General features: G+C 57.8%; 16 protein-coding genes and 2 tRNA genes. 15 read left to right on the top strand and 3 right to left on the bottom strand.

Translation table 11 applies throughout. The features are described 5' to 3' along the window. Window positions 1-27 precede the first annotated feature (27 nt). The 7 genes from clpX (at window position 28) to EDC23_RS11070 (ending at window position 8,196) form a co-directional block, all read left to right on the top strand. Entirely contained in the window at window positions 28-1,308 is a 1,281-nt protein-coding gene (gene clpX / locus EDC23_RS11040; RefSeq protein WP_134084515.1) for an ATP-dependent Clp protease ATP-binding subunit ClpX, read from the top strand. A 138-nt stretch (window positions 1,309-1,446) separates the two neighbouring features. Beyond that, entirely contained in the window at window positions 1,447-3,870 is a 2,424-nt protein-coding gene (gene lon, locus EDC23_RS11045) for an endopeptidase La (RefSeq protein ID WP_134084517.1), read from the top strand. A gap of 201 nt (window positions 3,871-4,071) precedes the next feature. Next, window positions 4,072-4,344 carry an HU family DNA-binding protein gene (locus tag EDC23_RS11050; RefSeq protein WP_134084519.1) on the top strand — a complete coding sequence of 91 codons (273 nt, stop codon included), beginning with the start codon at window positions 4,072-4,074 and terminating at the stop codon, window positions 4,342-4,344. Window positions 4,345-4,357: 13 nt separating this feature from the next. Continuing rightward, window positions 4,358-4,433 (top strand) — tRNA-Val (locus EDC23_RS11055). 3 nt (window positions 4,434-4,436) lie between these two features. Then, window positions 4,437-4,513 (top strand) — tRNA-Asp (locus EDC23_RS11060). Between the two features lie 272 nt (window positions 4,514-4,785). Continuing rightward, complete coding sequence (locus tag EDC23_RS11065; RefSeq protein WP_134084521.1) at window positions 4,786-6,705, top strand: SurA N-terminal domain-containing protein; 1,920 nt, start codon at window positions 4,786-4,788, stop codon at window positions 6,703-6,705. Between the two features lie 183 nt (window positions 6,706-6,888). Beyond that, the gene (locus EDC23_RS11070) at window positions 6,889-8,196 is read left to right on the top strand and encodes a dicarboxylate/amino acid:cation symporter (protein WP_208321356.1); all 1,308 of its coding nucleotides are present in this window, start codon (window positions 6,889-6,891) and stop codon (window positions 8,194-8,196) included. Between the two features lie 144 nt (window positions 8,197-8,340). On the opposite strand, the gene EDC23_RS11075 is transcribed toward EDC23_RS11070, so the two are convergent. Then, window positions 8,341-9,132, bottom strand: coding sequence for an enoyl-ACP reductase FabI (locus tag EDC23_RS11075; protein ID WP_134084523.1), 792 nt, complete (start codon window positions 9,130-9,132; stop codon window positions 8,341-8,343). Between the two features lie 308 nt (window positions 9,133-9,440). Between EDC23_RS11075 and EDC23_RS11080 the strand changes: the two genes are divergently transcribed. The 5 genes from EDC23_RS11080 to EDC23_RS14425 all read left to right on the top strand — a co-directional run bounded on the left by EDC23_RS11080 (window position 9,441) and on the right by EDC23_RS14425 (window position 16,498). Then, complete coding sequence (locus EDC23_RS11080; protein WP_134084525.1) at window positions 9,441-11,585, top strand: ABC transporter substrate-binding protein; 2,145 nt, start codon at window positions 9,441-9,443, stop codon at window positions 11,583-11,585. A gap of 2 nt (window positions 11,586-11,587) precedes the next feature. Beyond that, on the top strand, window positions 11,588-12,568 hold the full coding sequence (locus EDC23_RS11085; RefSeq protein WP_134084527.1) for an ABC transporter permease: 981 nt from the start codon (window positions 11,588-11,590) through the stop codon (window positions 12,566-12,568). After that, window positions 12,568-14,076 (top strand): ABC transporter permease, encoded by a 1,509-nt coding sequence (locus tag EDC23_RS11090; RefSeq protein WP_134084529.1) that lies wholly within the window; start codon window positions 12,568-12,570, stop codon window positions 14,074-14,076. The genes EDC23_RS11085 and EDC23_RS11090 overlap by 1 nt, the downstream gene beginning before the upstream one ends. Window positions 14,077-14,078: 2 nt before the next feature. Next, on the top strand, window positions 14,079-16,130 hold the full coding sequence (locus tag EDC23_RS11095; protein WP_134084531.1) for an ABC transporter ATP-binding protein: 2,052 nt from the start codon (window positions 14,079-14,081) through the stop codon (window positions 16,128-16,130). Window positions 16,131-16,381: 251 nt separating this feature from the next. After that, entirely contained in the window at window positions 16,382-16,498 is a 117-nt protein-coding gene (locus EDC23_RS14425; protein WP_134084533.1) for an ABC transporter ATP-binding protein, read from the top strand. Between the two features lie 316 nt (window positions 16,499-16,814). On the opposite strand, the gene EDC23_RS11105 is transcribed toward EDC23_RS14425, so the two are convergent. Then, window positions 16,815-18,443 carry a LysM peptidoglycan-binding domain-containing protein gene (locus EDC23_RS11105; protein WP_134084535.1) on the bottom strand — a complete coding sequence of 543 codons (1,629 nt, stop codon included), beginning with the start codon at window positions 18,441-18,443 and terminating at the stop codon, window positions 16,815-16,817. Window positions 18,444-18,608: 165 nt separating this feature from the next. Between EDC23_RS11105 and EDC23_RS11110 the strand changes: the two genes are divergently transcribed. The 3 genes from EDC23_RS11110 (at window position 18,609) to dnaQ (ending at window position 20,747) form a co-directional block, all read left to right on the top strand. Beyond that, window positions 18,609-19,442: a class I SAM-dependent methyltransferase gene (locus EDC23_RS11110; RefSeq protein ID WP_134084537.1), complete on the top strand. Its 834-nt coding sequence runs from the start codon at window positions 18,609-18,611 to the stop codon at window positions 19,440-19,442. Beyond that, a complete protein-coding gene (rnhA, locus tag EDC23_RS11115; RefSeq protein WP_134084540.1) occupies window positions 19,426-19,911 on the top strand; it encodes a ribonuclease HI in 486 nt (161 codons plus the stop codon). Before EDC23_RS11110 ends, rnhA begins: the two co-directional genes overlap by 17 nt. Window positions 19,912-20,030: 119 nt before the next feature. After that, on the top strand, window positions 20,031-20,747 hold the full coding sequence (gene dnaQ / locus EDC23_RS11120) for a DNA polymerase III subunit epsilon (protein ID WP_134084542.1): 717 nt from the start codon (window positions 20,031-20,033) through the stop codon (window positions 20,745-20,747). A gap of 212 nt (window positions 20,748-20,959) precedes the next feature. Here the strand turns inward: dnaQ and crp are convergent, their stop codons facing one another. Next, a complete protein-coding gene (crp, locus tag EDC23_RS11125; RefSeq protein WP_134084543.1) occupies window positions 20,960-21,640 on the bottom strand; it encodes a cAMP-activated global transcriptional regulator CRP in 681 nt (226 codons plus the stop codon). Between the last annotated feature and the right edge of the window lie 345 nt (window positions 21,641-21,985).

Here is a 21,985-nt window from a genome sequence, read left to right on the forward strand (position 1 = left end):
AGTCAGCACACATTTTGAGGTAGGGACATGAGTGACGACACGACCAATTCCGGTGATAACGGCAAGCTGTTGTACTGCTCTTTCTGCGGCAAGAGCCAGCACGAAGTACGCAAGCTTATCGCGGGTCCCTCCGTGTTTGTTTGTGACGAGTGTGTTGAATTGTGCAATGACATTATTCGCGAGGAAGTCCAGGAACAAAGCGGTTCGGTGACCGGCAGCAAGCTGCCCACCCCCCATGAAATCCGTGACAAGCTGGATGAATACGTTATCGGCCAGGAACGCGCCAAGCGGGTTCTGGCGGTGGCCGTCTACAACCACTACAAACGGCTGGAGTCCGGTCAGAAGAAAGACGATGTGGAACTGGCCAAGAGCAACATCCTGCTTATCGGGCCGACCGGCTGCGGCAAGACCCTGCTGGCCGAGACCCTGGCACGGTTGCTGAACGTCCCGTTCACCATCGCCGACGCCACCACGCTGACCGAAGCCGGTTATGTGGGCGAGGATGTGGAAAACATCATCCAGAAGTTGCTGCAAAAATGCGACTACGACGTCGAAAAAGCCCAGACCGGGATCGTCTATATCGACGAGATTGACAAGATCTCCCGCAAGGCGGACAACCCCTCTATTACCCGGGATGTCTCCGGTGAAGGGGTGCAGCAGGCGCTGTTGAAGCTGATCGAAGGCACCGTGGCCTCTGTCCCGCCCCAGGGGGGACGCAAGCATCCGCAACAGGAATTTTTACAGGTCGATACCGGCAATATTCTGTTTATCTGTGGTGGTGCCTTCTCCGGGCTGGACAAGATCATCCGCGATCGCTCCGAGCGTGGCGGGATCGGCTTCGGTGCCGAGGTCAAAACCAAGCATGAGAAGAAGAGCGCCAGCGAAGTGGTCAGCGATGTCGAGCCCGAGGATCTGACCCGTTACGGTCTGATTCCCGAGTTCGTCGGGCGTCTGCCGGTGATCGCCACGCTCAACGAGCTGGACGAGGAAGCCCTGGTGCAGATCCTGACCCAGCCCAAAAACGCGCTGACCAAGCAGTACCAGAAGATGTTCGAGATGGAAGGCGCCGAGCTGGAGTTCCGCGAATCGGCGCTCAAGGCGGTCGCGCACAAGGCCATGGAGCGCAAGAGTGGCGCGCGTGGACTGCGTTCGATTCTGGAGCACATCCTGCTGGATACCATGTACGAGCTGCCCTCGATGGAGGATCTGAACAAGGTGGTCATCGACGATTCGGTGATACGCCAGGAGGGCGATCCCCTGTTCCTTTATGAAAGCTCCGACTCCAGGGCGGCCTCGGCGGAAGACTGAAGAATTAAGGGGTATTTCGATACCCCTTAATTTTGCGGGCATGCGAAAAATGGCGCGGGATGTTGAATTCCCGAGTGCCCAACCCCAGATTAGCCTGTAACGGTCCCCGGGACCCCACGCAAACAAGAGTACCAGATTATGTCAGATATGATTGAAGAGCCGTTGACCGAAATTCCGGTCCTGCCGCTGCGGGACGTGGTGGTCTATCCCCACATGGTCATTCCGCTGTTCGTCGGTCGTGAAAAATCGATCAAGGCGCTGGAAACGGCCATGGAAGACAGCAAACAGATTCTGCTGGTCGCGCAAAAGAGTGCAGCCGAGGATGATCCCAAGGCCGACGATATGTACAGCATCGGTACCGTGGCCAGCATCCTGCAACTGCTTAAACTGCCCGACGGCACTGTCAAAGTGCTGGTCGAAGGCGGCAAACGCACCCAGGTTCTGAACTTCAATGAAGCCGAAGAGGGCTACTTTACCGCCCAGGCCAAGGTGCATGAAGAAGAGACCGTGGATGATCGCGAAGCCGAAGTTCTGGTGCGCTCCCTCACTACCCAGTTTGATCAGTACGTCAAGCTGAACAAGAAGGTCCCGCCGGAGATCCTGACCTCGTTGTCCAGTATCGATGATCCGAATCGTCTGGTGGATACCATTGCCGCGCACATGTCACTGAAGATCGAGGAGAAACAGAAGATCCTCGAGAACTTCTCGCTGCGCGATCGGGTGGAACAGCTGATGGGTCTGATGGAGTCGGAAATCGATCTGCTCCAGGTCGAAAAACGGATCCGCGGTCGCGTCAAGCGCCAGATGGAAAAGAGCCAGCGCGAGTACTATCTGAACGAACAGATGAAAGCGATCCAGAAGGAACTGGGTGAGATGGATGATGTGCCGAACGAGCTCGAGGATCTGGAAAAGAAAATCGAAGAAGCCGGCATGTCCAAGGAAGCCAAGACCAAGGCCAAGGCCGAGTTCAACAAGCTGAAGATGATGTCGCCCATGTCGGCCGAAGCCACCGTGGTGCGCAATTATCTCGACTGGCTGGTGGGTGTCCCGTGGAAGAAACGCACCAAGGTGCGTAACGATCTGGCCCGTGCCGAACAGGTGCTGGAAGAGGACCATTATGGTCTGGAAAAGGTCAAGGAGCGCATCCTCGAATATCTGGCCGTGCAGACCCGGATGAAGAAAATGAAGGGTCCGATCCTCTGTCTTGTGGGGCCGCCGGGTGTGGGCAAGACCTCCATCGGTAAATCCCTGGCCCGCGCCACCAACCGCAAGTTCATCCGTATGGCGCTGGGCGGCGTGCGTGACGAAGCGGAAATCCGCGGTCACCGGCGCACCTACATCGGCTCCATGCCGGGCAAGGTGATCCAGAATCTGTACAAGATCGGCACGCGTAACCCGCTGTTCTTGCTCGATGAGCTCGACAAGATGGCGATGGACTTCCGTGGCGATCCCGCTTCTGCCCTGCTCGAGGTGCTGGATCCGGAACAGAACCACACCTTCAACGATCACTATATGGAGGTCGATTACGATCTCTCCGAAGTGATGTTCGTGGCGACTTCCAACACCATGAATATTCCGGCACCGCTGCTGGATCGGATGGAGGTGATCCGTCTGTCGGGTTATACCGAAGACGAGAAGGTCAACATCGCGCTCAAGTACCTGGTTAGCAAACAGGTGAAGGCCAACGGACTCAAGGAAGGCGAGGTCGATATTACCGAAGAAGCGATTCTGGATATCGTCCGCTATTACACCCGCGAAGCCGGGGTACGTAATCTGGAGCGCGAAATTGCCAAGATCTGCCGCAAGGTGGTCAAGGAGATCCTGAGCGAGCCCTCCGAGGAGACCGTGGTGGTCAAGGCCGACAGCCTGGAAAAATACCTGGGCGTCAAACGCTTCCGTTTCGGCCTGGCCGAGGAAGAGGATCGCATCGGTCATGCGACCGGTCTGGCCTGGACCGAAGTGGGTGGCGAGCTGCTGACCATCGAAACCGCGGTCATGTCCGGCAAGGGCAAGCACAACATCACCGGTCAGCTGGGTGATGTGATGAAGGAGTCCATCCAGGCGGCCCTGTCGGTGGTGCGCAGCCGTGCCAACGTGCTGGGGCTTGAGCCGGACGTCTTCGAGAAAAAAGACATCCATGTGCACGTTCCCGAGGGGGCGATCCCCAAGGATGGTCCCAGTGCAGGGATCGGCATGTGCACCGCCTTGGTCTCCGCGCTGACCGGCATCCCGGTACGCGCCGACGTGGCCATGACCGGTGAAATCACCCTGCGCGGTGAAGTCTTGCCCATCGGTGGCCTCAAGGAGAAACTGCTGGCGGCCCATCGCGGCGGGATCAAGACGGTGTTGATTCCGCACGAAAACGAACGGGATCTGACCGAAATACCGGACAATATCAAGGAAAAACTGGATATCCACACCGTGCGCTGGATCGACGAGGTGCTGCAGGTGGCGCTGACTCGCCAGCCGGAACCCCGGGAAGAGACGGGTGACGAGAAGGCGGCCGAGGTGGTCAAAAACAGCGACAACCCGGATTCGCCCGGCACGTTGCGGCCCCATTAATCCTCCGAAGCGGAGGGGTACTGGCAGGTTGTCAAGGGTTTTATCTGCCCGCAGAGCAATTAAACCGGCAATGATTCCTTGACCGCCTGCCAGTCCCGTTGGTATAAAATTTCCCAAAATAAGTATTACCCAGACCGCCAGTTCCGTGCTGGCGGTGTTTTTTTACCTCAAACAACACCGAAAACAAGGGGGATCCCTACTGTGAATAAAGCCGAACTGATCGATGCAGTTGCCGAAGGTGCCGATATTTCCAAAGCCGCCGCGACCCGTGCTGTTGATACCATGTTTGACAAGATTACCGATACGCTGAAACAGGGTGATCAGGTGACCCTGGTCGGGTTTGGAACTTTCTCCGTAAAAGAGCGCGCCGCGCGTACGGGCCGCAATCCGCGTACCGGGGAGCCGATCCAGATTGCTGCTTCCAAAGTTCCGGGATTTAAGGCTGGCAAAGCGCTTAAAGATGCCGTAAACTAGCGCGCCTTTGCTGGGGTGGTTAGCTCAGCTGGGAGAGCATCGCCCTTACAAGGCGAGGGTCGCAGGTTCGATCCCTGCACCACCCACCATCCGGACCGGTAGTTCAGCTGGTTAGAATGCCGGCCTGTCACGCCGGAGGTCGCGGGTTCGAATCCCGTCCGGTCCGCCAATGCTGAAAAGGGGCGAGCTTTAACGAGCTCGCCCTTTTTTTATGTCTGTCGCACGGCCCGATACGCCCCCACCGCTTTGATAGACTCTGCCGCGCCCGGCCAGAGCCCCGCCAGGAACCCCAATGTCAGCCAATTTGATTTTGAGCGGTCCGCATTCGCTGCGGCGTCTGTTTTCCCGGCGTTTCTGGAACATCGGTATTCGGATCGCATATATTTTCACCCCCGAATGAGAGTAAAATAGCCGTTCAACCAACAACCGATTCATTGAGTTATGCTGCAACTTATACGCGACCGCGCCCAGGGAGTGTTCGTCTGGGTGATTGTCGGTCTGATCATCATTACCTTCGCCCTGTTCGGGCTGAGCAGTTATCTGACCGGCGGCGGCGAGGCTTCCAGTGTGGCCGAAGTCAACGGCACAGAAATCAGTGAGAACCAGCTGTTACGCGCGCAGCGCAATTATCTGCAACGCTTGCAGCAGTTCCAGGGTGAGCAATTTGACACCTCGCTGTTTGACAGCCCCCGGGTTAAACGGGAAGTCCTGCAGGGGCTGATCTCCCGTGAGTTGATCCAGCAGCACATCGACGAAATGGGTTACCAGCCCGGCCCGGAACAGGTAGTGAATGCTATCCGCGAGTTCGAGGTTTTTCAGGAAGAGGGCAGTTTCTCCGGGCAACGCTATAAAATGCTGTTGCGGCAGCAGGGACTGAGTACCGAGCAGTTCGAACGCGATGTGGCCAGCGACCTGGCGAGCGAACAACTGCGCAACGGGATTATCCAGAGCGCCTTCGTGACCGACGCCGAACTGGAGCGTTACCTGCGTCTTAAACACCAGCAGCGGGATATCGGCTATCTGGAGCTGGCGCTGGATCGGTTTCTCGATCGGGTCGAGCTGGATGAGGGGCAAATTGAGGCGTTTTACGAGGACAACCGCAGCCGTTTCAGAAGTCAGGAAAAAGTCACGCTCAATTATCTGGAGCTTGATTTGAAAGAGCAGGCCAGAGAGTACGAAGCGGATGAAGAGGCGGTCCGGGACTATTATGCCAGTCACCGTGATAATTACACCGAACAGGCCGGGCAGCGCCGCGTGAGCCATATTCTGGTGGCGATGAATGACGAACGTTCGCAGAACGAGGCGCGCGACAAGGCGGAACAGTTGCATCAGCAGCTTGAGGACGGGGCGGAGTTTGCCGAACTGGCGAGTCGGCATTCGGATGACTCCGGCTCGGCGGAGCAGGCCGGTGATCTGGGTCGCATCGAGCGAGGCGAGTTCGATCCCGACTTCGAGGAAGTGGCCTTCGAACTGGACGAGGGGGAGATCAGTGCGCCGGTGAAAACCCGCTTTGGTTATCATCTCATCAAGGTCGAATCGGTGCAGCCCGCCCGGGTCAAACCGCTGGCCGAGGTGGAGGACGAGATTCGTGAAGAGCTGCGGATGCGCCAGGCGGAGCAGGATTTCTACGAGAAGGTTAGCGATCTGGAACGCTACAGCTATGAGATGCCCGATTCGTTACAGGGCGTAGCCGAGCAGCTTGGCCTGGAAGTCAAACAGAGCGCGCCGTTGACCCGCGAAGGGGGCGAGGGGGTGCTGGGCAATTCCAGGGTGGTTAATGCGGCCTTCAGTGACGAGGTACTGGAAGAGGGACGTAACAGTGAGGTGCTGGAACTGAGCGATACGCACTTTCTGGTGTTGCGGGTTGACGAGCACGAACCGGCACAGGTCAAATCGCTGGAGGCGGTCAAACCGGAGATTATCCGCTATCTGAGGCAACAACAGGCGCAGGAAATGGCGCTGGAGACCGCGCAGAACCTGCGCAAGGAACTCGAGCAGGGGGCATCGGCCAGCACCCTGGCGAGCCGACATGGGGCGCAGTGGCGCACACCGGGGCTGATCAGCCGTCAACCGGGCGGGGAAGATCGCCTGGACAATACCCTGCGTCAGACGGCTTTTCGTATGCCTCCGCCCGAGGAGGGCCGGCCCTCGGTGACCACCACGGCCCTGCCCAATGGCAATGTGGCGGTGATCCGGTTGCAGGCGATCCAGACCGGGGAGGTTCCCGCCAACAATACGCTGCAGAGCGAACGTCAGCAGCTGAGTGCCGCCTTTGGCGACAGCGAATATAACGCCCTGCTGGAGAGCCTGCGTCGCCAGGCGGATATCGACGTCAGTGACGAACTAAGCGCCGATAATTAATAACCCGGGTTCCTCCGGGGCAGGGTCCGGGACAAGCTATACCCTGGCAGGGCAGCTGCGGGAAGCAAGCCGCCGGCCCGTGCTGCGGTTTCTGCCGGGGTGAAAAACGTTTTAAGGGAATCAGCCCGGCGCAGACCGGGCGGTTCGTATTCACGCTGGCTCAATAACAACGGATAACAGGCCATGCTGAAACTGAAACTTCACTGGCAGATCCTGATCGCGCTGATCCTGGCCGTGGTAGTCGGTGCCTGGGCCGGCCAGGAGGGCCGGCTGTTCGGGGTGCAGCTGTATAGCGTCTTCGACTTTGTCGGCAGCCTGTTTCTCAATGCCCTGAAGATGATCATCGTGCCGTTGATCGTCGCCTCGATCATTGTCGGGATCGCCGGCATCGGCGGCGGCCACGGGCTGGCCCGGCTCGGCGGCAAGACAATCCTCTACTACATGGTCACCAGCCTGGCGGCGATTCTGATCGGTCTGTTTTTCGTCAATCTTCTCTCTCCGGGGCTGATCGACGGTCAGCCGGCCGGTGAGATCCTCGGTCTCAGTCAGCAACAGGCGGACATGGCCAAAGAGACAGTCGGTGAGCGCGGCGCCAGTGACATCGCCGGCGTATTTTTGAGCATGATACCGGCCAATATCGTTGCGGCGGCCGCCAACGGCCAGATGCTGGGGCTGATCTTCTTCAGCCTGCTCTACGGCTTTTACATGACCCGCATCGAGGAAGATTACGCCGAGGCCCAGTATAACTTCTGGAACGGCATGTTCGGCATCATGATGGGCATTACCAATCTGGTGATGAAATTCGCCCCCTTGGGCGTCTTTGCCCTGGTCGCGAAGGTGGTGGCGGAGACCGATCTGGATCAGCTGGGCGAACTGGCGCAGACGCTGGGCCTGTTCACCGCCGCGGTTCTGCTGGCGCTGCTCACCCACGTGCTGGTGGTGTTGCCGCTGCTGCTGCGGTTTGTCGGCAAGGTCCGGCCCCGGCGGCACTACCGCGCCATGGCCCCGGCCTTGCTCACCGCCTTCTCCACCGCCTCCTCGGCCGCCACCCTGCCGTTGACCATGGAGTGTGTGGAGAAAAATGCCGGCGTCTCCAACCGCACCAGCAGCGTGGTGCTGCCGCTGGGGGCGACCATCAATATGGACGGCACGGCGCTGTATGAGTGCGTGGCGGCCCTGTTCATCGCCCAGGCTTACGGTCTGGAGCTGGGGTTTGTTACCCAGTTCACGGTGGTGCTGGTGGCGCTGCTCACCTCCATCGGCGTGGCCGGGATCCCCGCCGCCAGTCTGGTCGCCATCGCCATCATCCTGGGGACCATCGGCCTGCCGCTGGAGGCGCTGGGGCTGATCCTGGCCGTGGACCGCATCCTCGACATGTTCCGCACCTCGGTGAACGTCTTCAGCGACTCCTGCGGCGCGGTGATCATCGCCCGAACCGAGGGGGAGACCGACCTGCTGGTTGACGAACAACCGGCTGTAAAAACGGCATAAATCCTCAGAAGGGCCGAGGGACGAGTTACGAGGGACGAGAAACAGCTCACCACCAAGACACAAAGACACCAAGTAAAATCTATTTTATTTGAATAATTTCTTTGTGCCTTGGTGTCTTGGTGGTGAGTCTTTTGCTGGTTGGGTTTACTCGGCGTCCAGCGGGCGCATGCCGATGGTGCTGTAGCCGGAGTCGACGTAGGTGATCTCGCCGGTAATGCCGTTGGCCAGATCGGAGCAGAGGAAGGCGGCGGTATTGCCGACATCCTCGATGGTGACGTTGCGGCGCAGCGGGGCGGTATTTTCCACTTCGGTGAGCATTTTCTTGAAGTTGCCGATGCCGGCGGCGGCCAGGGTCCGGATCGGTCCGGCGGAGATGGCGTTGACCCGGATACCGTCGGGCCCCAGGCTCTGGGCCATGTAGCGCACATTGGCTTCCAGACTGGCCTTGGCCAGGCCCATGACGTTGTAGTTGGGCATGGCGCGTATGGCGCCCAGGTAGCTGAGGGTCAGCAGGGCGCCGTCACGGCCCTCCATCATGTTGCGCCCGGCCTTGGCCAGGGCCGCGAAGCTGTAGGAGCTGATTTCGTGCGCGGCGCGAAACCCGTCACGGGTGACGGCATCCAGGTAGTCGCCCTCCAGCTCGGTGCGCGGGGCAAAGGCGACCGAATGGACGATGATATCCAGGCCGTCCCAGTAATTGTCGAGCTGATTGAAGACCTCGTTGATCTGCTCATCGCTGCCGACATCACAGGGAATCGTGATTTCCGAATCCAGCTCGGCGGCCATCTTGGCGACCCGGTCCTCCAGTTTGTCGTTTTGATACGTAAAGGCCAGTTCGGCGCCCTCACGGTGCATGGCTTGTGCGATGCCCCAGGCGATGGAGCGGTTGCTGGCGAGGCCCACAATCAGCGCACGTTTACCTTGCAAAAATCCCATTGCGTCACACCTTCTGTTATTTGGAATCGGAAATGGACCGACAGGTATCGAGCCGGACACGCCGGCTGGCCGGGTTACCCTGTAATTGAGCAGTTAAAATACCGCAATTCATCGATGGCGAAAAGAGGAAATTGCGCTCTTGGGGCGCTGTCTTTATCATCAGGGCTGTTGCGGCACACCGGCATTTGCCGGAATCATTTCAAATTAAGGAGGGGCGCGCCTGAATGGTGTGGTTGCGGGCGATAAGAGTGAGACAAGCAGCAGAAGGAGACAGGCGCCGTCGCTTTGGCCGCGCTCTTGTGCTTTTGATGTTGCCCGCTGTGTTGGCCGGCTGTGACGGTTTGTGGAACAATCCCTATCCGGACAGTGAGGCGGATGCCAATATTCTCTATGCCTCCTTCAGCGAACGGCCCAAGCATCTGGATCCGGTGCAGTCCTACAGCTCCAATGAGTATCAGTTCATTGGTCAGATCTACGAACCGCCCCTGCAATACCATTACCTGAAACGCCCTTATGAGCTGGAGCCGCTGACGGCGTCCAAAATGCCAGAGGTGACTTATCGGGATGCAGAGGGCGAGACCCTCCCGGATGATGCGCCGCCGGCGGAAATTGCACACAGTGTCTATGAAATCAGCATCAAGCCGGGTATTGAATACCACCCCCATCCGGCCTTTGCCACGGACGACGCCGGCGAACCGCGCTATCGGGATCTAGAGCGCGAGGATCTCGAGGGAATCAATGTGCTGGGCGATTTTGCGCACACCGGTACCCGCGAACTGACCGCCGGGGACTATGTTTATCAGCTCAAACGTCTGGCTCACCCGCGGGTACACTCACCGATATTCGGGGTGATGAAAGAGTACATCGTCGGTCTTGAGGCATATGCCGAGACGCTACAGGAGGCTTATCGCGAGCAGGCAGCGACACAAGAGGAACCGTTTTATTTTGAACTCGAGGATTATCCGCTGGAAGGCGTGCAACAGATCGACCGCTATACTTACCGGATCAAGGTCAAAGGCAAATATCCGCAACTGCGTTACTGGCTGGCGATGCCGTTTTTTGCTCCCATGCCGCATGAGGCGATAGAGTTTTATTCCCAGCCGGGAATGAAGGAGCGCAACCTCTCGCTGGACTGGTATCCGGTCGGCACCGGCGCCTATTATCTGACTATCAACGATCCCAATCGCAAGATGGTACTGGAGCGCAATCCCCATTTTCATGAACAATACTATCCCACAGAAGGGGAGCCGGGCGATCGGGAAGAGGGGCTGCTTGAAGATGCCGGCAAACAGCTGCCGTTTATCGACAGGGTCGTGTTCAGCCTGGAAAAGGAGAATATTCCCTACTGGAGCAAGTTTCTTCAGGGCTACTATGATTCGTCCGGTGTAATCAGCGAGAGTTTTGATCAGGCGGTTCAGTTCACCTCCGGCGGCGAGGCACGTCTGACGCCGGAGATGCGGGAAAAGGGAATCGAACTGTTGACCGAAGCCCAGGCATCCACCATCTATATAGGCTTCAATATGCTGGACCCGCTGGTAGGGGGCGATTCGCGCCGGGCGCGTCTGCTGCGCCGGGCCATCTCCATCGCGGTTGATATGGAAGAGTATATCTCGATTTTTCTCAACGGCCGGGGTATCGCGGCCCAGGGGCCGCTGCCGCCGGGTATTACCGGCTACAAAGAGGGTCGTGAGGGGATTAATCCCTATGTTTATGAATGGCGGGATGGTCAGGCACAACGTCGATCAATTGACGAAGCGAAAGCCCTGCTGGCCGAAGCCGGCTATCCGAACGGGATTGAAAAAGAGACCGGCAAGCCCTTGCTGATTAACTTCGATATTACCGGGGGTGGTCCGGAAGACAAGGCACGGTTCGATTGGTTACGCAAGCAGCTCAAGAAGATAGATGTCCAGCTGATTATTCGCAACACAGACTACAACCGTTTTCAGGAGAAGATGCGCAAGGGTAATGCACAGTTATTTATGTGGGGCTGGAATGCCGATTATCCGGACCCGGAAAATTTCATGTTTCTGTTACACGGTCCCAATAGCAAGGCGGAGCACAGTGGTGAAAATGCCGCCAATTACGACAATCCCGAGTTCAATCGACTGTTCGACAGGATGCGTAACATGCAGGATAGTCCGAAGCGGGCGGCGATTATTGAACAAATGCTGGCGATCGCCCGGCACGATGCACCCTGGATATGGGGGTATCATCCCAAACAGTTCCTGCTGCATCACGCCTGGTATAAGAATGTCAAACCCAGTCTGATGGCGCACAATACCCTGATGTACAGGCGTATTGATCCGGAACTGCGTCAACAACATCGTCAACAGTGGAATCAGCCGGTTATCTGGCCCGTGGTGTTGCTTGCCGTGATACTGCTGCTCAGCCTGATCCCGGCCATCATCGCCTATCGACGTCGTGAGACGGCCAGCGGACGGGAGCTGAACTAGCCATGTTTGCTTATATTATCCGGCGGCTGTTTTATGCTATCCCGATTCTGATCGGCGTCAACCTGATCACTTTCGCGCTTTTTTTTGTTGTTAACAGTCCGGATGACATGGCGCGTATGCATCTGGGTGACAAGCGGGTTACCCAGGAAGCGATTGAAAAATGGAAAACGGACCGGGGTTATGAAAAACCACTGTTGTACAACAGTGATACTGACGGGCTGAACAAGTTTACCGAGACCATTTTTTTCACCAAATCGGTGCGTCTGTTTGTTTTTGATTTTGGCAGCGCAGATGACGGGCGGGATATTGGCTACGATATCAAGCAACGCATGTGGCCGAGTCTGGCCATTGCTCTTCCGGTATTTCTGGTCGGTCTGTTAATTAACATCACGTTTGCATTGTTACTGGCGTTTTTCCGCGCCACCTATATTGATGTCTGGGGCGTCGTGTTGTGCGTTGTTCTGATGTCCATATCGGCGATGTTTTATATCATCGGCGGGCAGTATCTGATTGGCAAGTTGATGAATCTGGTGCCGATTTCGGGTTTTGATCTGGTTGGAATAGAGACCGTCAAGTTTCTGGTATTGCCGGTGTTGATCGGGGTGGTGATGGGTATTGGCAGCGGAACGCGCTGGTATCGCACGATATTTCTTGAGGAGATCGGTCGTGACTATGTGCGCACCGCCCGGGCCAAAGGACTGTCGGAGCTGCGGGTGTTGTTCAAACATGTGCTGCGCAATGCCCTGATTCCGATCCTCACTGGCGTTGTTGTCGTTATTCCGCTGCTGTTTCTCGGCAGCCTGTTGACCGAATCGTTCTTCGGTATTCCCGGTCTGGGCAGTTATACCATTGATGCAATCCAGGCACAGGACTTTGCCATTGTGCGCGCCATGGTGTTCCTCGGTTCGGTGTTGTATATCATCGGCCTGTTGCTGACCGATATCTCGTATACCGTCGCCGATCCACGGATCAGGTTGAGCTGATGTTATCCCAGACGCCAAAACGTTTCTGGATTTGGCCGGCAGTGATTGTTGCCGGACTGCTGTTGTTATTATGGGGGCTGCCTCAACTGTTGCCGGTCTGTGCCAAATATCAACTGACCGATATACTGATTTTCTGTCTGGTCGCCGGGGTCATCTTTTTAACCGCCTATATTCGTCACAAGCCCCATCTGCTGGAACCCTGGCGACGCGTATTACAGAGCCATCGCGCCATGGCGGCGGCGGTGGTACTGGTCGTTTATGTTGTTATCGGCTTGCTGGATTCGATTCACTTTCAGGAACCCCTGGAGGGGCAGCCTGAAAGCGTCGGCCACTATTCGGTCGATGTGCCCAGTCTGTTCGACTTTATGACCCGCAGCTTGCAGGAACAGACCGAAAAAACCTATTCAGCGCCGCTGGCGACCCATCTTTTTGTCAAAGAGAGTGTGGTGCTGGAGGATGGGACGACGGCTCAACAGCATCGGCGGCTGGAGCACGGAGGCGCACATCTGGCTGATCCGCAAACGGACAAGTGGCCTGATATCGCCTACACGGCTCTGCAGGGATTGGTATGGGGATTGCTGCTCTGGAGCCTGCTGGCGCTGCTGGTCAGTGTCTGGCATGCGCGTACCGCCGGACTGTCGCCGGGCGCAAGCTGGCGGGCAATCTGGCGGGGCCGCAGCCGTTATCCGCTGAATACCCTGCTGGTGACCGCCGGTATTCTGCTGGTGATGCTGGCGATATTGTTTACCCTGAGTCAGAAATATCATGTGTTCGGGACAGACAAGGTCGGTCAGGATGTCTTTTATCTGTCGCTCAAAAGTATTCGCACCGGGCTGGTGATCGGTACCCTGACCACCCTGGTGATGTTGCCCTTCGCCATACTACTGGGGATTATGGCCGGGTATTTTCGCGGCTGGATCGATGATCTCATTCAGTATCTCTATACGACCCTGAATTCCATACCCGGAGTGCTGTTGATCGCCGCGGCGATCCTCTCGATTCAGGTTTATATCGCCAATCATCCGGAATTGTTTGACAGTGCCATGGACCGGGCCGATTTGCGTTTGCTGGCCCTGTGTGTGGTACTGGGAATAACCAGCTGGACCAATCTGTGCCGACTGCTACGTGGTGAGTCGCTCAAGTTGCGCGAACTGGAATATGTGGAGGCCGCCCGGGCTTTCGGAGTACACCATTTCACCATTCTGGGCCGGCATATATTACCCAATGTGTTGCATATTGTTTTGATCGTTGTCGTTCTTGAGTTCAGCGGTCTGGTGCTGGCCGAGGCCGTTTTGTCCTATGTGGGGGTCGGGGTGGATCCCAGCACGATCAGTTGGGGAAACATGATCAATGGCGCCCGCCTGGAGCTGGCAAGAGAACCGGTCGTCTGGTGGTCGTTGGTCGCCGCATTCATCCTGATGTTTGCCCTGGTGCTGGCGGCTAACCTGTTTGCCGATGCGGTTCGTGACGCTTTTGATCCACGCCTTGGCCGGATACCGAGAAACTGATAATGACCCTGGATAACGACACGCCACTGCTTGAGGTTGATAACCTGAAAACCTGGTTTCCCGACGGGGATCGCACGGTGCGTGCGGTTGACGGGGTCAGCTTTACGATTCGGCGGGGGGAGACCTGTGCGATTCTCGGTGAATCCGGGTGTGGCAAGTCCATTACCGCCTTGTCACTGATGCAACTGGTCCCGGCGGGGGGACGTATCGTCTCCGGCGAGATCCTGTTTCATGGTCAGGATCTGTTGCAATATTCGGAACGACAGATGCGCACGGTGCGGGGCAATCGCATTGCCATGATTTTTCAGGAACCGATGACCTCCTTGAACCCGGTACTGACGACGGGCGAACAGATTGCCGAAGTACTGCAGCAACATCTCGGACTCAAGGGCGATGCCTTGCGTCAAAGGGTGGAGGCGTTATTGCATCAGGTGGGGATCCCCGATCCGCACAAGCGTCAGCAGGATTATCCGCATCAGCTCTCCGGCGGGATGAAACAGCGCATCATGATCGCCATGGCGCTGGCCGCCGAACCAGAATTGCTGATCGCCGATGAGCCGACCACCGCACTGGATGTCACCATTCAGGCGCAGGTCCTGGATCTGTTGCGCGAATTACAGCAGCAACACCATATGGCAATGTTATTAATCACCCACGATCTGGCCGTGGTCGCGGATCGCGCAGACAAGGTGGCGGTCATGTATGCCGGACAGATTGTGGAGCTGGCGCCCCGTGAACAGTTTTTCGCCGAACCCCGGCATCCCTATACCCGCAAATTGTTTGCCGCCGTCCCGGGGCGGGGCAAACGTCGACAGAAACTGGAAGTGATCAAAGGCAGTGTGCCGACTCTGGATCGGGAATTCAGCGGTTGCCGCTTCGCCGATCGTTGCGAGGAAGCATGGCCGCTGTGTCGTGAACGTCGCCCGGCATGGACAGTGCTGGATGAAGCCGGGGAGCATGGTGTGCGCTGTCATCGCTATGATCCCGACGTGGATTTCGTCCCCCAGGTCGTCCCGTCACGTGGGGTTCGGGAGGCCGGTGCCGTTGATCAGCCGCCCCTCTCAACCGTGTTGCAGACCCGGGATCTGAAAGTCCATTTTCCCATTCGCAAGGGCCTGTTCAAACGGATCGTCGGTCGGGTGTATGCCGTTGACGGAATTGACCTGAATCTGTACAGGGGCCGCACTACCGCTCTGGTCGGGGAATCGGGCTGTGGCAAAACCACGGTTGGTAAAGCTCTGCTGCAATTGATTGAACCGACCGCCGGCCAGGTTGATTACCTGGGGCAGGAGCTGACGACCCTGGGCGGGGCGCGCCTGCGCCGCATGCGCAAACATTTGCAAATTATTTTTCAGGATCCGTTTGCCTCCATGAATCCGCGGATGATGGTCGGCAACATCATCGAAGAGGGCATGCTGACCCAGGGTGTGATGCCTGATGAAGCCGAGCGGACCCGGCGCATTGATCAACTGCTTGAACAGGTGGGTCTGTCGGCGGAAGCCAGGCAACGCTATCCGCACGAATTCTCCGGCGGGCAACGTCAACGGATCTGTATTGCCCGGGCACTGGCACTGGAGCCGGATGTGATTGTGTGCGACGAGCCGACCAGTGCGCTGGATGTCTCGGTTCAGGCCCAGACGTTGAACCTGCTCAAGCAACTGCAACAGGACTACGCTCTGAGCTATCTGTTTATTACCCATAGCCTGTCGGTAGTTGAATATCTGGCCGACGATATTGCCGTCATGTATCTGGGACGGATCGTCGAGCGTGGGCCGGTGGAACAGCTGATGAGCGATCCCAAACATCCTTACACACAAGCCCTGCTCTCGGCTGTACCGACGATTGAAAAACAGTCCGGGCGGGAAGTGATTAAACTGGAAGGGGAATTACCGTCACCCATCGATCCACCGGGTGGTTGTCATTTCCATCCCCGCTGCCCGCAGGCCATGGCGGTGTGCAAACAGGCTTATCCGGGCGTTACGCAACTGGACGGGGAGCGGGAAGTGCGCTGTTATCTCTATGAAGAAAAGGGACGAGGGACGAGGGACGAGTAACGAGGGAAACGGAATCCTGGTTCAAGAAACGGGATAAAGTTCGAACCCTGCAGGCCGGATCAAGCACCCTGCGGGCATAAACTTCGCAGAACCGGCATCACGCTGGATAGTCTAAACAACTGTTCCGAATTCATGGACACTTTACACTCTGGCTAATCTTGTAGGTCACGCTGGCGATAGCCTGCGTGACACCCTGTCAATACGGAGACTGTCAGGTAGCGCCAAGCGCAACCTGACCTACGCCGCTGGTGATGAACGAAGGCCGAATCGTGGAACGCGGCCCCACCGATCGTATCAGTCGCGATCCGCAACACGAATACACCCGAAAATTACTTTCAGCAGTCCCCCGGATTCAGTTCAGTCGCTGATGTGATTCAGTGGTTATATCCATGTTGGAGGGGCTATTGACGCTTCGCCAGCTATCTCTTCTTTGAGCCAGGCGGAAATAACGCAGAGGACGCGGAGTCGCAGAGACGCGGAGAATAATAATTTAATGATCCCGCGGCTTTGATTCTGTAAGCGGTTCGAGCGTTAGCCGATCCCGCATTACGTTCCGCTGATGAACTGGTCGTACAGGTTAAAGTGGTTCTGCTGAGGCTTGAACCACCCTTAATTTTAAAACTTTCTCTGCGCCTCCGCGCCTCTGCGAACTCCGCGTTAAAACATCGGATCTTGAGAAAAGGATTAGCTCGATGTCTGCATGACATCGACGTAGAGGGTCAGCCGTTGTCCGGGTTGCAGGTATTTGCCCCGGGGCAGGTTGTTCCATTTGCGCAATTGGCCGATGCTGACACGGAATTTTTGCGAAATCCGCGCCAGTGAATCCCCTTTGCGTACGCGGTAGCCGATGCGCCTGGTCATGCTGCGCGTTGGCGGGGCGGCGAGCTGACCGCTGTTGAGGGTGGAGAGCTGTTCGTCGCTGCGTGACCAGATGACCAGACTTTGTCCCGGCTTGAGGGGATCGCCGGGGGCCATGGCGTTCCAGCCGGCCAGGGCGCGGACGCTGACGCCGTGGCGCCGGGCCAGCCCCCAGAAAGTATCACCGGGCTGAACCACGTGGGTAATCTTGTTGCCTTTTCGTGGCCGGTTCTGCTTACGCTGGGTTCGCTGGGCCTGGCTGAGACGGTAGTTTTCGGCCTGCTGGCTCGCCACCGGAATGGTCAGGCTCTGTCCGGCTCGCAGCAGATCGCCGCGCAGCTGATTGATCCGTTTGAGGCTCCGGATACTGGTGTTATATCTGCTGGCGATGCCGCTGAGGGTTTCACCCTGGCGGATACGATGACGTTGCCAGGAGATCATCTGTTCGGCGGGCAGCTCCGCCAACGCGCTCTTGAAGGGCTCAGCCTGTTCCACGGGCAGCAGCAGATAGTGAGGACCATCCGGGGCGGTTGCCCAGCGATTGAAACCGGGATTGAGTCGATACAGCTCGTCCAGTTCCATATTCGCCATTTCGGCGGCTTTGGCCAGATCGATCTGGCGTTCCAGTTCGACTCTGGTGAAGTAGGGCCGGTTCGCAATAGTATCGATTTCGATGCCATAGGCCTGTGGATCGGCGATCAGTTTTTTCAGCGCCAGCAGTTTGGGCACGTAGGCCTGGGTTTCGCGCGGCAGACTCAGTGCGAAAAAGTCGGTTGAGCGGTTACGGGCCTTGTTACGACGAATGGCACGATTGACGTTGCCGAGGCCGGAGTTGTAGGAGGCCAGCGCGTGCATCCAGTCGCCGTCATAATAATCGTTCATGCGTTTTAAAAATTTTGCCGCCGCCCGGGTCGAGGCATAGATGTCACGGCGTCCGTCATACCACCAGTCTTGTTTCAGACCGTAGAGACGCCCGGTGGCCGGAATAAACTGCCAGATGCCCGAAGCCCGGCCGTGGGAATAGGCAAAGGGTTGAAAGGCACTTTCGACGATGGGGAGCAGGGCAATCTCCATCGGCAGATCATGCTGTTCGAGGGTCTCGACAATATAGTACAGATAGGGACGCGCTCGCTGCACCACCCGTTGCATGTATTCGGGATGGCTGGCGTACCAGTTCAACTGTTGTTTAATCTGGGGGTGCTCAATATCCGGCAGACTGAATCCGGCGCGAACACGTTCCCAGAGATCCTCTGGCGTACCCGCTTCGTCCGGGTCCTGTTCAGTGACCGGCTCATTGCGAACAAGAATGGGAAAGGGGGTATCGGTGGCGACACTATCCGCCACTTCCGCCGTTTGTTCCGCCCGGGAGTCGCTACTGTCGGTCGGCGGATTTGATGTGGGCAGCGTACAGCCAGTGATGGCCGCGATCAGTGCAACGAGAAACAATCTGCGCATATTGTTATTATCAATTAATTAAGGTGTTGGCAACTGACTATACTGGACTGGGATAGTAAAAACTGTGAACCAGCCGGTCAAGTACTGCTTCCGGGCGGGCCGGTTTCCTCTTGCCGCGGCAAACGGGCATACTGTCAGCCTGTCTAACCGGAACCCGCGAAAATTATGTTGTTTCGTCGTCAAAAGGCTTCTGCCCGTCAGTTTCATCGCTGTTCTCAGGACAAACCGATCGAGCCTGAGCTGGAGCAGTGGTATGCCGGGCGCCTGGGCGAGCTGATGGCCGAGCAGGAACAACAGCAGCTGGATACGGAACTGGTGGATCTGTTCGGTTATCATCTCCTGCATCTGGGTTCGCCGTCCGGATCCTCGCTATTGCGCGCCAGCCGGGTGCGCCATCGTATGCGCATGCAGCCGGATCCGGATTTGCCGGCGTGCCGGCGGAACGAGAAACAGCTGTGTGCCTCGCCGGTGGCCCTGCCGTTTTTACCCGACTGCCTGGATGTGGTGGTGCTGGCGCATATTCTGGAGTTTTCCAACGACCCGCACACAGTACTGCGGGAGGCCGAGCGCACCCTGATTCCCGAGGGGCATGTGGTCATCCTCGGCTTCAATCCGGTCAGTCTGTGGGGGCTGGCGCGGCTGTTTCGTCTCGGGAAGCGGCGGGTGCCCTGGTGCGGCCACTTTCTGACCCCGACCCGGTTGAAGGATTGGCTGGCACTGCTGGGTTTTGAGATCGTGCGCCAGCGCCGCTATTTTTACCGCCCCCCCTGGCAGCATCCGCGGTTGCTGCACAGACTGGCCTTTCTGGAGCGGCTGGGAAGCCGCCTGTGGCCGATCTTCGGCGGCGGATATCTGCTGGTGGCGCGCAAGCGGGTCAGCACCTTGACCCCGATTCGCCCGCGTTGGCGGGCCCGACGCCGGATGGCCGTGGGCGGTCTGATCAAGCCACTGAATAACGAAAGACAACAAAAAGGAGCCCGTTTTGAGTCAGACCGTTGAAGCCTTTACCGACGGGGCCTGCCGCGGCAACCCTGGTCCCGGCGGCTGGGGCGTGTTGCTGCGTTATAACGGCCACGAGAAACGCCTGCACGGGGGCGAGCCCGAGACCACCAATAACCGGATGGAACTGATGGCCGCCATCCAGGCGCTGGAGAGTCTCTCCCGACCCTGCGAAGTACACCTGACGACTGACTCGACCTATGTCCAGAAAGGCATCAGCGAGTGGCTGGCCAGCTGGAAGGCACGCGGCTGGAAAACCGCCGCCAAAAAACCGGTCAAGAACGTGGATCTCTGGCAGCGCCTGGACGCGGCGGTGCAAAAGCACCCCAGGATTCACTGGCACTGGGTCAAGGGCCACAGCGGCCACGACGAAAACGAGATCGCCGATGAGCTGGCCAACCTCGGGATCGATGAGTTGCTGGGCAACTCATCGATGGGACGAGGGACGAGGGACGAGGGACGAGGCTGATGAAGTTGTTATACTCGGGATCTGGACATGAAAAATTCGGCTTTTTACGATAATCTTGCCAATATGAAACGACTCAACGCTTTTCCTCGTTCCTCGTCCCTCGTACCTCGTACCTGATCATGAGACAGATCGTACTCGACACGGAAACCACCGGCCTGGAACCGTCCCAGGGGCACCGGATTATCGAGATCGGCTGTGTGGAGCTGGTCAACCGGCGGCTGACCGACAATCGCTATCACCAGTACATCAATCCCGAGCGGGAGATCGATGAAGGGGCGGTCGAGGTGCACGGGATTACCACCGCGTTTCTGGCGGATAAGCCCCGGTTCGACGAGATTGCAGCGGATTTTATCAATTTTATCGACGGTGCCGAGCTGATCATTCATAACGCCCCGTTTGATGTCGGCTTCATCAATCACGAGCTGAAACGGCTGGAGGGGGAACGGGCGCCGCTGGAGCGTTTGTGCCGGATCATCGACACTCTGGTGATGGCGCGGCAGATGCATCCCGGGCAGAAGAATAACCTGGACGCTTTGTGCAAGCGTTATACCATCGATAACGCCTCGCGTGAGCTGCACGGCGCCCTGCTGGATGCCGAGATCCTGGCGGAAGTCTATCTGGCCATGACCGGCGGCCAGGTGCGGTTGTCGCTGGAGGGGCGGGATAGCTCCGGGAGCGAGAGCCGCGTCGAAGCGCGCCGGCCGATGGCGGCGGGCCGTCCGCCGCTGAAAATCATCCCCGCCAGCGAGGCCGAGCTGCGTGCGCATCAGGCGCGGCTTGAGGCCATCGACGCGGCCAGCGACGGGCAGTGCCTCTGGCGCAAGAGCGACAGCTGAGACTGGGATCGCGCCAGGCGGCGTTCGATTCGGGCTGGCGGTTTCCGGCTGCTTCAAACCCCTTGTTCAAATAAAGATTTGGGCCCGGCCAGACTGATTCGATCCTTTCCTTGGGGCGCGCTCCATGCGGGTGAACAAGCTGCTGCGTCTGCTGATGAGGGTCATTGCGTCGGCGCCGTCTGCTCTGTCCGGCCAGCCGGAACGAGGCTTGTTCAGCGTTCGTGATAGACGACGATATCCATCCCGTGGACTTCGATGATCTGTTGCTCGGCCATGTTTTTCAGCACCCGGCCGGCCATTTCCCGCGAGCAGCCGACGATCCGGCCCAGCTCCTGGCGCGAGACATGGATCTGGGTCCCCGCCGGGTGGGACATGGCTTCGGGGTGCGAGCACATGTCGAGCAGGGCGCGGGCAATCCGGCCCGCCACGTCCATGAACGCCAGCTGACTGACCTTGCGATTGGTGGTAATCAGCCGTTGTGACAGCTGCAGTCCCACGGCTTTGAGGATATCCGGCTGGGCCTCCTTCAGTTCGTTCTCAAACAGGCGATTGAGCTCGTCATAGCTGATCCGGGCCAGCTTGCAGGCGGTGCGGGTGCGGACCAGCGCCGCACGGCATTTGGTGCGATAAAACAGCCCCATCTCGCCGATGAAATCGCCGCTGTTCAGATAGGCCAGAACAATTTCATGACCGTCATCATCGTCGTCTTCCAGCAGGACACTGGCCGAACCATCGACAAGATAGTAGAGCGTGTCGCTGGGATCGCCGGCCCGCACGATGACGCTTTTTTTGGGCAGAGTGTAAATTGTGCAATATTCCAGAAACCGTTCCAACGAGCGGGGGTTTATCTCGCAGGCGAGGGCCTGTTCATCATCATCCAGTATGATCGTCATAGGGGACTCCAGCTTCTGTCTGCGGGATCGTCGAACAGGCCGTACACAGTGCAAAACATCGAACGACTGTTCCGGGTGGCTGAGCGGGACCGCGGTATCCCGGTTCGGTAATGAAGCGGGCAGATTGTTCCATGGGCAAGTTATGTTGCGCTTTCATCATCCTTCTCCGGCAAATTTTGCTGTCGTTTGCAGGATCGCCTGGAGAGGGCGGTTATTATTTATTATAAATCGGTTCTGATAACAGGGACTTTAATATAATTCGGTGCCACATGGCCAGAGTGACAGGCCTTTGTTCGTCCCACCAGGACATCGCTGCGCCCGAACCGGCGACGGGGACTGCAATTT

This window comes from Thiohalophilus thiocyanatoxydans (assembly GCF_004366735.1).
GTDB lineage: Bacteria > Pseudomonadota > Gammaproteobacteria > UBA6429 > Thiohalophilaceae > Thiohalophilus > Thiohalophilus thiocyanatoxydans.